The sequence below is a fragment of the Geodermatophilaceae bacterium NBWT11 genome (assembly GCA_014218215.1).
In the GTDB taxonomy this organism is placed as follows: domain Bacteria; phylum Actinomycetota; class Actinomycetes; order Mycobacteriales; family Geodermatophilaceae; genus Klenkia.
Window position 1 is genome coordinate 2586035 of sequence record CP043652.1, and the last position, 13080, is coordinate 2599114.

A 13080-nucleotide genomic window follows, 5' to 3' on the forward strand; every position below is an offset into this window, starting at 1 on the left:
ACGGAGGCGGGCGTGCTCAGCCACGACTGCCCACCGCCTGGCTGCGCGGGACGTCGGCCGGGACGGCGACGTCCTCCCGGGTGCCCCGTTCGCCCGCCAGGGCGAGGGTCAGAAAGACCACCAGTGCGGGAGTGGCGTCGAACAACCCGCTCTCCAGGAGGCTGCGGACGACCACGAAGCAGAGCAGCCCCGCCGCGAGGGGCCACAGCTGCGGGGGCAGGGTGCGCAGGCCCCGCGCACACGCCACGACCCAGCCCGCCGCGACGAGCAGCCCGACGAGGCCCGCCTGCACGAAGACCGACACCCAGCTGCTGTCGAGCAGCTGCTCGTTCCACCACTGGCCGGCCACGGGGATGAGCTTGACCGAGAGTCCGGCCCCCATCGCCCACTGCCAGGCCGAGTCCGCCCAGTCCAGTGCGGCGGACCACGCGATGAAGCGGGAGTCCAGGGTGCTGTTGCCCGAGGCGTCGGTGCGCTCGGCGAAGGAGACCACCAGGTCGGTGGACGCCAGCACGAGCACCCCGGCCGTCACCGCGGCCCCCAGCCCGACCACGAGTCCCACCTGGGGGCGCCGCAGCCGGACGGCGGCGACCAGGACGGCGAGGAGGGCGACCGCCAGCGAGGTGCGGGAGCCGGTCAGCCACAGCACGCCGAGCGCAGCCGTTGCGACCACGGCGTGCGCGGGCCGGCCCTGCCCCAGGAGGGCGGGCCAGGCGGCACCCAGCAGGACGATGCCCGCCAGCAGCGCGATCTCGTTGGGGTTCAGCGGGGGGATGCCCCCGAAGAGACGTCCCTCGGCGATGCTGGGCAACCCCGTCAGGGCGGCGAGGCCCCCGACGATCCCGCAGGCCCAGACGGTGGCGACGAGCACCTCCTGGGCGCCCAGCGCGCGGACCAGCAGCCGGACGGTGACGGCGAGGAGGGCCACCCGTACGGCCACCACCGCGCTCGGGAGGAGCGTCCCGTGTTCGGCCGCGCCGAGCACGCTGGCGGTCAGCAGGACCGCCAGCGCCACGAGAGAGGCCGTACCCACCCGCCGCCCGGCGCCTCGCCGGGAATCGAGGAGCGCGGCCAGGCCGAGCGCCAGCAGGCTGACCAGTGCCTTGGCCGCGACGACCGGGTCGACCCCGCCGGCGAACACCTCGCCGCGCCGCCAGGCCACCGACCCGGCGACGACCAGGAGGAGCGCCAGCAGACCGGGGGTGCCCGGCCGGGCGAGCAGGCGGGGCGTCGTGGCCGGCGTGGTCACCGCAGGCGCGGGCGCGAGGGCGTGGAACGGCTGCCCGACGACTGCGCAGGCTGTCGGCGGGAGGGTGCCGTCGGTCGTCGGCCGCCCGATCCGTTCTTCTTCCCCGTGGTCGCCGCCGGGGGCGTCGCGGACGCCGGGGCGGGCTCGCGCTCACTGCTGGGCTCGACGCCCTCCCCGGCAGTGCTCGCCGCGCCCTGACGCTGGGACGCCGTCTCCGGGGTCAGAGGTGCCCAGGCCGTGTCCGTGGCCGACCGCTTCGGACTCGTGGACGACGCGCCGGTCGTGGTCGGGTCCCCCTCGGGCGGGAAGAAGCCCTGATCGGCCGTTGCGGGACCGGCGGGGTCGGGAGCCGGTGCCTGGTGCTCCGTGGTCCCTCGGGTGGGCCGCCGCTGGCGACGGACGGGGCGGGTCAACAGCATCGCCACCGTGGAGGCCTCGACGCCGTCGAGCACCTGCCCCAGCTCGAAGACGTCCACCCGGTGTGCGCTGCCCACGGGGCAGACGACGACCACACCGTCGCTGTCCCTGGCCTCGTCACGCCACCTGCTCAGGGCGGCGTCCGCCGGGACGACGCGGAACTCGATGTCGGGCTGCCCCGACGGGCCGTCGGTGGGCGAGCCGGGGGAGTGGCTCGTGGGGGCGCTGTAGACGGCGGACAGGCCTCGTGCACACAGGACCCGGATCAGGGAGGCGACCAGGTCGTCGACGGCTGCGCCGCCCGCGGCTGTCGGGGCGACCAGGACCACGCGCTGCGGCCCGTCCTGGGCCCGTCGCTCGATGCGCCGGGCCAGCACCTGCGCCGCCCGGTCCGCCGGCTCCTGGCGGGTGGGCGGAGCGACGACCTCGGGGGCCGTCGGACCCCAGGCCCCACGGGCGTCCTCCACCGACCACACCCGCCGGTCCCAGCGGTCCCGGAGCACGGCGGCGGCCAGTCCGGCCCCGGCTCCACAGACCAGCCCGAGCAACAGCAGCAGGGACACCTGCGGGCTGGAGGGGCTGGTGGGCACCACGGCGGGGTTGGTGACGCTCAGGGCGACGGGACTGGTGCCCGCGTCGGTGGTCTCCAGCCGGCTGACCGTCGAGCTGAACTCCTCGGCGACGGCATCGGCGATGCGGGCGGCGAGCTGGGGGTCGCCGTCCACGACGGAGATGTTGATCTGCGAGGTGTCGACCGGGTTGACGGCCGTGACCTGGGTGCGCAACGCGGTCAGCGACAGGTCCAGGTCCAGCTCGTCGAGGACCGGCTCGAGCACCTCGGCACTGCTGGCGACGTCGGGGTAGCTGCGCACCCGCTGCTGGACGAACTGCGAGCCGGCCGTGCCGTCCTGCGTGCTGGAGACGAACACCTGGGTGGTGGCGGTGTAGGCCGTGGGGGTGATCGCGGCGACGGTCCCCGCCAGGGCGAGCCCGATGACCAGGCACGCCGCCCACCACCGCCAGCGGCGCGTCAGCACCGCGGCGTACTCGCGCAGCTCCACCTGGACTCCGTCCCCCTGGGGGACGCCGCGGGGTGTCCGCGGCGCCTCTGACCGCAAACGTACGTCGCAGACCCGCCCGCGGACGGCTCTCGAGCCGTCTCGCCACCCGGACGGGGGACGAGGTCGCCGGACCGCGCGGACGGAGGACGTCTCACGCAGAGTGACTGAACGAGTCCGCGGTGTCATGCGGGTGCGAGCGCCTGGGCTGCATGTTCTCGCCGATGGGCCTCACACGTACGGGTGGAGGAGGTCGTCGTCGTGACACAGAGTGCAGAATCTGTCCTAGGGTCAGGTCGATGGTCCGACCCGGGCCGCCCACCACCTGGAGGACCCGTGACCGTCGTCGGATACGCACCCGGCGCGTACGACCTGTTCCACATCGGCCACCTGAACGTGCTGCGGCACGCGGCGGACAACTGCGACCACCTGATCGCCGGTGTGGTCGCCGACGACGTGCTGGTGCGGACCAAGGGCAAGGCCCCGGTCATCCCGCTCTCGGAGCGGATGGAGATCGTGGGCGCCCTGCGTTTCGTGGACCAGGTCCACGCCGAGGTCGTGCCGGACAAGGTGGAGACCTGGCGCCAGGTCGGCGGCTTCGACGTCATCTTCAAGGGCGACGACTGGCGGGGGACGGCGAAGGGCGACGCCCTGGAGCGGGACTTCGCCGCCGTGGGTGTCCGGGTGCACTACTTCCCGTACACGATGCACACGTCGAGCACGATCCTCCGCAAGGCCCTGACCGCCATCGACCGTCCGGAGCCGGTCGGCCGCGTGGCGCGCGCGCTGACCAACTGACCGCACGACCGGTCGGTCCTCGGCGTGGGTCTTCACCCGAACGGGTGACGGTGCGGGGCGCCTGTCCCCACTGCCCCCGCGCGGGACGGTAGACAGCACAGCGTGTCCACCGTCGTCGCCCCACGGGCGCGTGTCCGCCGGCCGCCGGTGCCCCGGTGGGCCTGGCGGTTGGGCGGGGTCGTCGTAGGCCTCGAGATCGTGGGCTTCCTCCTCCGGGTGCTGCACGCCCCCCGGTGGATCTCCCGACCGTTGTCCATGGAGCTCCCCTTCTCGGCTCCCCGGCTCCTCATCGCGGCCGTCTTCGTCGCCGTCGCCGTCGCCGCGCTCTCCGGGGCTGCACGGCTGAGGGGACGCAGGACCTGGTGGACCGCCATCGCCGGAGTCGCTGCGCTCGTCGCCGTCGTCAAGGCGGGCAGCGTCGTGCACAAGGTCGTCCTGGAGGCCATCGACGGGTACGCGCACCCGGTGCGGACCCTGCTGCTCTCCGGGTCCGTCGCTGCCGCCGGGATCGCCTGGTTGTGGTGGCTGAGCCGCGACGACCGCCGTGACCGTCGACGGGTCCTCACCTGGTTCGCCGTCTACGCGGGGGCATCGGTGGGCCTGTCCACGGTCTCAGGCGTCGTCGAGAGCGCCCTGGGCCACGGACACCCGCTGACCGCGGCGGCGGCACTGGTGGAGGAGGGCACCGAGGGCATCGCAGCGGTCGGACTGCTCCTTGCCGTGCTCCTGGGTGTCGCACCCAAGCTCGTCCTCCCGGCCGGCTGGAGCTTCCGCCGCCAGGACGACGAGGGGAGCCCGGAGCCGGTCGAGGCCGACCGGAGGACTCAGCCCCGCAGCTGATCCGGCGCCCGGGTGTTGACGACCCGGTCTGCACCGATCCCCGCCTGCACCGCCCGCTCGCACCCGGCGCCCTGCCAGTCCAGCTGCCCCGGTGCGTGCGCGTCGGTGTCGATCGAGAACTCGCAGCCGATGTCGGCGGCGAGCTGCAGCAGGCGCATCGGCGGGTCCAGCCGCTCGGGGCGGGAGTTGATCTCGACGGCCACGCCGTGTTCGAGGCAGGCGGTGAACACGGCCTCGGCGTCGAAGGTGCTCTCCGGGCGCGGGCGCTGCGTCTTTCCGCCGGCCTGCTGACGCTCGACCAGCAGCCTTCCGGTGCAGTGCCCGAGGACGTCGGTGTGCGGGTTGGTGACCGCGGCCAGCATCCGCTCGGTCATCTGCGCCTTGGCGGCGCGCAGGTCGGAGTGCACGCTGGCGACGACGACGTCCAGCCGTGACAGCAGGTCCTCGTCTTGGTCCAGCGAGCCGTCGGCCAGGATGTCGCACTCGATCCCGGTCAGGATGCGGAACGGGGCCAGCTCGGCGTTCAGTTCGGCGACCACGTCCAGCTGGCGTTCCAGTCGCTCCGCGGTGAGCCCGTTCGCGACGGTCAGCCGGGGGGAGTGGTCGGTGAGCGCCAGGTAGTCGTGGCCGATGTCGCGGGCCGCCTCGGCCATCTCACGGATCGGGCTGCCGCCGTCGGACCAGTCGGAGTGGGTGTGCAGGTCGCCCTTGAGCGCCGCCCGCAGCTCGGCGGCGGGGCCACTGAGCTCCTCGGGCACCTGCTCGTCCTCGACGTCCTGCAGGTACGAAGGGACCTTCCCGGCGGCGGCCTCGAGGATGACGGTCGCCGTCTTGTCGCCGATGCCGGAGAGGTCCTTCAGCGTCCTGGTCCGCACCCGGTGCTCGAGCTCACCGTCAGCCATCCGGTCGACGACGGCCGCCGCGGTGCGGAACGCCTTCACCCGGTAGGACGGCTCGCGGGCGCGCTCCAGGAGGAAGGCGATCCTCCGGAGCGCGCCCGCGGGTGTCATGCCGGTGGTGCTCAGAGCCCGGCGGCCTTCTTGGCAGCCTTGGCCTGCTTGCGGATCTTGCGCCCGGTGCGGCCACGGGCGGCCTTCTTCTGTGCCTTCTCGGCCTTCTTCGAGGCCTTCTCGAACTTCTTCTCGGCCTTGTTGATCGTGCGCTCGCTGACGTTCTTCACGCGCCAGCCGGCCGAGGGCTTGCCCTCGGTGTCGACGGCGGCGATCAGCAGACCGCCGAGCAGTCCGGCGTTCTTCAGGAAGTGCGCCTGGTTGCTGAACTTCTTCTCCGGGTCGCTGTCCTCCCAGAAGCGGTGCCCGGCCAGCGTGGTCGGCACGATCGACGCGGCGAGGGCCAGGGCGGACAGCCGCGGGAAGACCCCGAGCGCGAACGTGGCGCCGGCGCCGACCTTGATCCCGGCATCGACCTTCACCCACTGCTCGACGTCCTTGGAGACCTCGACCGGGAGCTGCTTGTCGGCCTGCTCCGCGAGCTGACCGACGATCTTGGTGGCGCCCGGAACCCGGCTCTGGGGGTTCCGCAGCGTGCTGATGCCCCCGTACACGAACGAGGAGGCGAGCAGCGGCCGAGCGATCCGGCGGACCAACATGGGGAGTACCTCTTCCATCGACGACGTCGGCGGGTCCTGTGCCCGCGGTGACCGCCGGGCAACCCTCGTCAGGACCGTAGTGACGTCCGGTGGGGGACGCCTGGGGAGACCCTGGGTGTGACCGACGGCGCAGGTCCCGGCCCGGCCCGGGGCGCGCACACTGGTCAGGTGACCCCGCGACCGGCATCTCCCGGTCCGCGGGACGACACGTGGTTGTGGGCCCTCGTCGGGCTGGCACTGGGGTTGTTCTCCCTGGGGTTCCTGGTCCGGTGGCGGTGCGCCGTGGGGTCCTGCCCCCTCCCGGGCCGGGAGTGGATCGTCGACCTGGACGCCATCGGCGGGCTGCCGCGGTTGTTCACCACCGCGGTCTTCGCCGCGACCGCGGTGGCTGCCGCCGTCGCTGCGGTGCAGACGCGGGGGACGTCCCGGCTCTGGTGGAGCGCCGTCACGGCGATCGGCGCGGGGCTGGTCTTCGCCAAGCTCGTGAGCGCGCACTCGGTGCTGGAGACCTCCGACGGGACGACGCTGACCCTGCTCGTGGGGACCGTCTGCACCGTCGTGGGTCTGCCCGCACTGTGGGCCGCAGGCCGTGCGTGGGGGGTCGCCGGCAGCGGGCTCGTCGTGCTGGGACTGGCCGTCTACGCGGTGGCCGCCCTGGGTCTGGACGTGGTCACCCGGACGGTCGCGGTCGTGCAGCCCCAGCCGCTGCCCCTGACGGCTGCCACCTTCGTCGAGGAGCTCGGGGAGGCGCTGACCGCGGTCGCGTTGCTGGGGGCCGTCGCCCGGGCCAGGGCGCGGCGTCGCCTCGGCGGGCGAGGGCAGCACGCCGGCAGCGGCCGGCTCAGTCGTACGGGTTCGTGAGGACGGCGCCCGCTTCTAGGACGGCGAAGGTGACCGCAGGCCCGTCCGTGGTGGTCGTGCCCGGGACGGCGACCTGCGCGCCGCCGTCGACGCTGAACGTCGCACCCCAGGTGACCGTGACGTAGGCCGTGTAGCTGCCGGACGAGTAGTCGTGGGTGACCGTCTGTCCGGGGTAGGGGGCGCCGGGGTCGGTGCTGGTGAGGGTGGTGCCGTCGCCGGTGTGCCAGGTGTAGGACTGCGCCCCCGCCACGATCACGACCTGGAAGCCCCGGATGTCGACGGTGAACGTCTGCTGCGTCGGGCTGTCGGTGAAGAAGATGACCGGCAGCCCGACCAGCCCGTTGCCCGGGGGCTGCTGCTGGGTTACCAGCTCGGGCAGCGGGAGCGTCTGGAAGTAGCGGAAGACCTCGTCGGGGGACGGCGGGGGATTCAGGTCGGTGACATCGACGCAGCTGAGGCCTTCGTTGGTTGGGGGCCCGTAATTCGCGCCTGGGACGGCCCCGGGAGCGGGTGCGAGTCCGTCGATGGCTGCCGCATCTCCCTGCACGACCCGGCGGCTGATGACGTAGAACTGCGTGACTACGCGTCCTTCGATCTGTACGCAGGGTTCAAGACCGACCTCGCAAGCTCCTTGCGGGCCGTCAGTGAAGTCGCACGGCCGCACCAACTCGTAGGTACGCAACGTGGGGGTCGCGAAGCTAGCGCTCCGTACTGCGTCACCCGGTGCCCCCGACACGACAGCGGTCGTGACGCTCCCCTCTCCGATCGACACATCAGCCGAGGGCGGGGGGCATGTTGCACCGAAGCAGGCAAGGGCAGGTGTAGGAGCGAGGACGGCAACGGCTACCAGCACAGCCACGACAAGCGACGTGCGCCTCATTCGAAGAGCAAGCTCGTGGTAATCCATGCCTGGCTGGTAGTGGACCAGGTCATCGAGGCCGATGTTGGTACCCCAAAGACGGCATCTTCGCTGCGATCGGGGAGCGCCTGACCCTGGGCATCGGTCGCAGAGACCGCGGTTTGGTCGACTGTTGCAGAGAACTCGGCGAGCAGGTCGTTGACGGCAGGAGGTGCAGAGGCAGCAACCGTTATCTCGCCCCCCTGGAACGAGATGCCCTCAAGTGCGTCGGCGTCCGATTGGTCTGCAAAGAACGTGCAGAGCTCGCAGTCCTGGCTGAGTTGGCGCAGTGGCCCCCCGTCTACGCCAGCCTGGCGCCCGATGAGAGACAAGTAGTAGCGGAACGCAGCGTCCGCGCCCGAGGCCGTTTGCTGGCGAGCCTCGTCAGGCACTGGAAAGTCCGCCGGCCCCAACGGCTCGAGAGTCGCCTCCGCGGATGCAGAACCCGACGCCGTCGGCAGCGTCCCGTTCGCCTCCTGCCCCCGCGAACACCCGGAGGCGAGCAGGGCAACAGCACAGCCCACCGCCAGCACAGACCTGACCCGCATCTCACGCCCCCGCGTCTCCCGACAGAAGTCACGGGAGTCTATGCAGGTCAGAGGCCTGAGACGACCCCCGCTGTGGACAAGGGGATCAGCGGTTGCAGTACACAGTCAGCCGCTGACGCTTCGTGAACGTGAACGACGTGGCGGCCGACCCGGTCTCCCCGTCGTAGGCCACCGTCTGCGGCCCCGACCGGGACTCCACCCGCAGCTGCTCCACCTGGAACTGCGCGTACGAGCGGCTGTGCTCGCTCACCCCCAACAGCGTGGCGAGCACCGCCCGGGTCCGGCCGAAGCGCAGGTCGGCCCGCAGGTACTGCACGTCCAGCATCCCGTCGGCCAGGGACGGGCGCCAGGCCGGTGACAGTCCCCGCGGGGTGTAGACGCCGTTGCCGACGAAGAGGATCCACGCGCGGATCGGCTGCCCGTTCACGACCAGCTCGATCGGCGACCCGGTCCGCAGCACCTGGCCCGCCGCGACCGTCAGCGCCGCCCACTTGCCGATGCGGCCCTTCATCGCGTCCCGCCGTCGCACCATCTCCGGGTACAGCCCGATGCTCGCGGTGTTCAGGAACGACGTCCCGTTCACCGTCGCCACGTCCACCTGCACCCCGTGCCCAGCCTCGACCGCCTGCGCCGCCTCCACCGGCGTCGCCACCCCGACGTCCCGCGCGAAGTGGTTCAGCGTCCCGGCCGGCAGGACCGCCAACGGCAGCCCGTGGGTGAGCGCCACCGCCGCGGCCGCTGCGACGCTGCCGTCGCCGCCGGCCACGCCCAGCGCCCGCGCACCGTTCTGCGCCGCCTCGGTCAGCACGTCGGTCACCGACTGCGCCGGCGTGATGTCGACGACCGTCGCCCCGGGCAGCAGGCCCTGGATGTCCTCGGCCGGGTCGTAGTCCTCCCGGCCCGAGCGCGGGTTCACCGCCACGGTGAGCCCCTCGCCCCGGGGGAGCGCGGGCGCCGCGAACGACGTCCGCACCTTCGCCGGCGTCGTCGGCCGCACGTGCCACCAGTGCTGGCTGGCCGCCGCGATCGCACCCCCGACCGCCATCCCGGCCAGCACGTCACCGGGGTAGTGCACGCCCACGTGCACCCGCGAGTACCCGACCCCCAACGCCACCGGCGCGACCAGGGCCCCGGCCCACGCGCTCTCCATGGCCACCCCGGTCGCGAACGCCGCCGCCGACGCGGAGTGCCCGCTCGGGAACGACAGAGTGGTGAGCTCGCGGTCCAGCGCCCGCGAGGACAGCGCCCCGCTCTCGGGCCGCCCCCGCCGGAACACCGGCTTGAGGACGACGTTCACCAGCGCGCTGGACACCGCCATCGACCCCAGCCCCCGGATCGCCGCCCGCCGGGGTGCGCCCTGCTTGGCGGCCAGCACGAGCCCGACCCCCACCCAGAGCTTGCCGTGGTCGGCCAGCTCGGACAGCCGGCGCAACGTCCCGTCGGCGCGCGTCTGGGGCAGGCGGTGGACGGCGGCCTGCAGGCGGGCGTCGAGGCGGCGGGGAGAAGGCACGCGACGACGCTACGACGCCGACCTGGGCCCTCACCCCTCCGAGGGACGACGGGTGCGGACCCGCCGTGCACCGGTCGATGGGAGGGGGACGCCATCTCCACCACCACGAGGGACTGACACGACGTGCGCACCAGGGTCCGACTGCTCCCACTGCTCGCCGCCACGCTGATCGGCGCGACCGCCACCGCGGGCCCCGCGCTGGCCGAGGTCGCGCCGACCCCGGCGCCGGCCGAGGAGACGGCGCCGACCCCTGCCCCCGAGCCGGAGCCCGTCACCCCGGCGCCCTCGCCCGCCCCGGCACCAGCACCGGCACCGGCACCGGTCCCCGTCCCGGCGCCCCAGCCGGCCCCCGCCCCCGAGCCGGCCCCCGCCCCGGCACCTGCCCCCGAGACCGCGGCCCCGCAGACGCAGCAGGCCCCGGCTCCGACGCAGCGCGCGACCCCCCGTCCGACCACCCAGGGCACCGGCTCCAGCCGCCCGTCCCAGCAGCAGGGTCCCGTCGTCGTCCCCGAGCAGCCCAGCACCGGCGGCTCGGCGGAGGCCGACACCGCGACCGCGCTGGCCGCCACCGCGGCCACGGCCGCCACCGACGGCGCGCGGCACGCCGCGGAGGCCGAGGCCGGTCAGCTGCTGGCCGCCGGCTACGCCGACCGGGCCAACGCCGCGGCCCTCGCCGACGCCACGTACACCCGCGACCAGGTCGCCGCCGCGCTCGCCGACGCCAGCACCGCTCGCGACCTCCTCGCCGACCAGGTCACCGCCGTCACCACCTCGGTCGAGCAGGCCCAGGCCGCCCTGGCCACCGCTGTGGCGAACCGCGACCAGGTCCTCGCCCTCCCACAGGGGGCCCGCGGTGTCGCCGCGCAGGCCGAGTACGTCGCCCAGGTCGTCGCCGCCGCGCAGGTGTCGGTCGACCGGTCGGCGGCCGCACTGGCCTCGATCGGCTCGTTCACCGCGCCCGTCGACGACGCCGTCCGCACCCTGAGCGCCCTCGCCGATCGGCTCGACCCGGCCGCCAGCAGCACCCCGCTGCCCGACGTCGCCGCGGTCTACGCCCTCGGCGGGGTCGTGCTCCTCGGGGTCGGCGTCGCCGGGGTGGTCGGCATCGGCCACGTCCGGACGACGCCGCGCCGCCGGATGGCCTAGCTCTTCTGCCGCGCCCGGTACGCCGCCACCGACGACCGGGACGCGCAGGTGTTCGAGCAGTACCGCCGGCTGGCGTTGCGCGAGGTGTCCACGTAGACGTTCCCGCATCCCTCGGCCGCGCAGACCCCCAGCCGCTGCCAGCCGTGCTGCACGACCACCTGCGAGAGGCCCATCGCCACCGTGGTGGTCAGCTGCTCCAGCGCGCCGGCCTCTGCGGCGGCGTAGTGCAGGTGCAGCTCGCCGTCGTGGTCGGTGGCGTAGGGCTTCGGGGCCGCCATCGCGAGCAGCGCGTTGAGCCGCGCCACCACCTCGTCCTGGGACTCCGCCAGCGCCACCTCGCGCACGAGGTCGGCGGTCTCGGCGACCGCGCGGGCCTGCCGCGCCGTCAGCTCGAGCGCCGTCCCGTCGGTGAACCACTCGTCGTGCGCGGTCAGGAACTCCGGCACCCAGGAGTCCGTCTGGTCGGCGTTGGCCAGGTCGATCGCCAGCTCGACGGCGTTGGAGCCGTAGTCGTCGTAGTCCATCAGGACCCTCCCGCCGTGTAGGCGTCGTCACGCATTTGACTCCCTACGAACCGGCTCGTACCGTCGGGAACACGTAGGGGGCCAACGGTGGTTTGCACCCTACGATTCCCCCTCTCGTACGTTCGAAGTGAGCTCCGTCATGCGCCAGTACCTCACCGTGTGGCGGCTGCCGTCCGCCCCGGTGCTGCTCGTCGCCGGCTTCGCCGGTCGGCTGCCGTCCGCCATGGTCCCCCTCGCGCTGCTCCTGCTGGTGCAGCAGCAGACCGGTTCCTACGCCGTCGCGGGCCTGGCCTCGGCCACCTACGGCATCGCGATGGCGGTCATGGCCCCCGTGCTCGGCCGGCTGGCCGACCGCCGCGGCGCCCGCGTCATCCTGCTCTCCCAGGCCGTGGCCTACCCGCTGCTGCTGGTCGTGCTGGCCTCCACCGTGCTGACCACCACGTCGGTGCCGCTGATGGTGGCGGCCTCGGCCGCCGCCGGCATGAGCACGCCGCTGGTCAGCGGCACCGTGCGCGCGCTGTGGTCCCGCGTCGACCCCCGGGTCCGCCCCACCGCCTACGCCCTGGACGCCACCACCACCGAGCTGGTCTTCGTCGCCGGCCCCACCACGGTCGCCGCGCTCACCCTGCTCGCCAGCCCGGTCGCGGCCATCGCGCTGGCCGGCGTGCTCACCGTCGTCGGCACCCTGGGCATCGCGTTCTCCGGCGCCATGCGCGCCTGGCAGCCCGCCGTCCCGGTGCAGCGCAGCCTGTTCTCCACCGTCCGGGTGCCGGGCATGCCCCGCGTCCTGGTCAGCGGCACCGCGCTGATGCTCGCGTTCGGCGCGATCGAGGTCGCCGTCCCGGCGTTCGCCGACGCCGCAGGCAGCCCCGGGCTGTCCGGCGTGCTGCTCGCGACCTGGTCCCTCGGGTCGGTCGCCGGCGGGCTCTGGTTCGGCGCCCGGGTGCTGTCGGTCTCGCTGCCGCGGCTCTACCGCTGGGGCCTGCTGGGGACGACGATCGGCATGGTGCCGCTCGCCGCGGTCTCCAGCCCGCTCGTGCTCGGTGCGCTGCTGTTCCTGGGCGGCACCGCGATCGCCCCGACGCTGACCGTGCAGAACTCCCTGGTCGGCTCGATCGCCCCGGCCGACGCCACCACCGAGGCGTTCACCTGGCTGTCGACGATCGCGTTCGGCGCCTCCGCGGTCGGAGCGGCCGTCGGCGGGGCGATCGTGGAGACCTCCTACGGCGTCGGTGGCGCGCTCGTGATGGCCGCGACCGCGGCTGCGCTGGCCGTCGCGGTGACCCTGCTGCCGGGTCGGCGGGTGCCGGCGCCGGTCGTGCGCGAACCCGTCGCGGCCTGAGGCACCCCCCGGGAGCCCGGGGTCGGAGGCGCTGGTAGTCTTCATCCTCGGTGCTCCCGGGGGAACCTGGAGCCCGGGGAGGCTTCGCCTAGTCCGGTCTATGGCGCCGCACTGCTAATGCGGTTTGGGTTTTGGCCCATCCCGGGTTCAAATCCCGGAGCCTCCGCGCAACAACTGAACAGCACCACCAGGCACCCGTAGCTCAACGGATAGAGCATCTGACTACGGATCAGAAGGTTAGGGGTTCGAATCCCTTCGGGTGCACGTCTGGTTGAGACAG

Annotated in this window: 12 protein-coding genes, 2 tRNA genes and 1 pseudogene; 6 read left to right on the forward strand and 9 right to left on the reverse strand. The window is 73.5% G+C overall.

The features are described 5' to 3' along the window. Window positions 1-16: 16 nt before the first annotated feature. Complete coding sequence (locus F1C76_12340) at window positions 17-1249, reverse strand: hypothetical protein (GenBank protein ID QNG37271.1); 1233 nt, start codon at window positions 1247-1249, stop codon at window positions 17-19. Continuing rightward, window positions 1246-2913 (reverse strand): hypothetical protein, encoded by a 1668-nt coding sequence (locus F1C76_12345; protein ID QNG37272.1) that lies wholly within the window; start codon window positions 2911-2913, stop codon window positions 1246-1248. The genes F1C76_12340 and F1C76_12345 overlap by 4 nt, the downstream gene beginning before the upstream one ends. 147 nt (window positions 2914-3060) lie before the next feature. Here F1C76_12345 and F1C76_12350 point away from each other — a divergent pair, with 147 nt between their 5' ends. After that, window positions 3061-3522, forward strand: coding sequence for an adenylyltransferase/cytidyltransferase family protein (locus tag F1C76_12350; protein ID QNG37273.1), 462 nt, complete (start codon window positions 3061-3063; stop codon window positions 3520-3522). 102 nt (window positions 3523-3624) lie between these two features. Next, window positions 3625-4362 (forward strand): hypothetical protein, encoded by a 738-nt coding sequence (locus tag F1C76_12355; protein ID QNG37274.1) that lies wholly within the window; start codon window positions 3625-3627, stop codon window positions 4360-4362. Here the strand turns inward: F1C76_12355 and F1C76_12360 are convergent. Both F1C76_12360 and F1C76_12365 read right to left on the reverse strand, forming a co-directional pair. Further along, a complete protein-coding gene (locus F1C76_12360) occupies window positions 4347-5372 on the reverse strand; it encodes a PHP domain-containing protein (protein QNG37275.1) in 1026 nt (341 codons plus the stop codon). The two genes, F1C76_12355 and F1C76_12360, sit on opposite strands and share 16 nt — an antisense overlap. Window positions 5373-5383: 11 nt before the next feature. Further along, window positions 5384-5944, reverse strand: a complete 561-nt coding sequence (locus F1C76_12365; protein QNG39207.1) for a DoxX family protein — start codon at window positions 5942-5944, stop codon at window positions 5384-5386. Between the two features lie 240 nt (window positions 5945-6184). On the opposite strand from F1C76_12365, the gene F1C76_12370 reads away from it, so the two are divergent. Continuing rightward, complete coding sequence (locus tag F1C76_12370; GenBank protein QNG37276.1) at window positions 6185-6832, forward strand: hypothetical protein; 648 nt, start codon at window positions 6185-6187, stop codon at window positions 6830-6832. Here the strand turns inward: F1C76_12370 and F1C76_12375 are convergent. The 5 genes and pseudogenes from F1C76_12375 to F1C76_12395 all read right to left on the reverse strand — a co-directional run bounded on the left by F1C76_12375 (window position 6813) and on the right by F1C76_12395 (window position 11458). Beyond that, window positions 6813-7712, reverse strand: a complete 900-nt coding sequence (locus F1C76_12375; GenBank protein QNG39208.1) for a hypothetical protein — start codon at window positions 7710-7712, stop codon at window positions 6813-6815. The genes F1C76_12370 and F1C76_12375 overlap by 20 nt on opposite strands. Continuing rightward, on the reverse strand, window positions 7709-8122 hold the full coding sequence (locus F1C76_12380) for a hypothetical protein (protein ID QNG37277.1): 414 nt from the start codon (window positions 8120-8122) through the stop codon (window positions 7709-7711). Before F1C76_12380 ends, F1C76_12375 begins: the two co-directional genes overlap by 4 nt. A 241-nt stretch (window positions 8123-8363) precedes the next feature. Beyond that, entirely contained in the window at window positions 8364-9788 is a 1425-nt protein-coding gene (locus tag F1C76_12385) for a phosphatase PAP2 family protein (GenBank protein QNG37278.1), read from the reverse strand. Window positions 9789-10069: 281 nt separating this feature from the next. Beyond that, window positions 10070-10186: pseudogene (locus F1C76_12390) on the reverse strand (TetR/AcrR family transcriptional regulator). A gap of 744 nt (window positions 10187-10930) precedes the next feature. Then, entirely contained in the window at window positions 10931-11458 is a 528-nt protein-coding gene (locus F1C76_12395; protein ID QNG37279.1) for a CGNR zinc finger domain-containing protein, read from the reverse strand. 139 nt (window positions 11459-11597) lie between these two features. Here F1C76_12395 and F1C76_12400 point away from each other — a divergent pair, with 139 nt between their 5' ends. The 3 genes from F1C76_12400 (at window position 11598) to F1C76_12410 (ending at window position 13064) form a co-directional block, all read left to right on the forward strand. Further along, a complete protein-coding gene (locus F1C76_12400; protein QNG39209.1) occupies window positions 11598-12800 on the forward strand; it encodes an MFS transporter in 1203 nt (400 codons plus the stop codon). 77 nt (window positions 12801-12877) lie between these two features. After that, window positions 12878-12966 (forward strand) — tRNA-Ser (locus tag F1C76_12405). A 25-nt stretch (window positions 12967-12991) separates the two neighbouring features. After that, window positions 12992-13064 (forward strand) — tRNA-Arg (locus F1C76_12410). The last annotated feature ends 16 nt before the right edge of the window (window positions 13065-13080 follow it).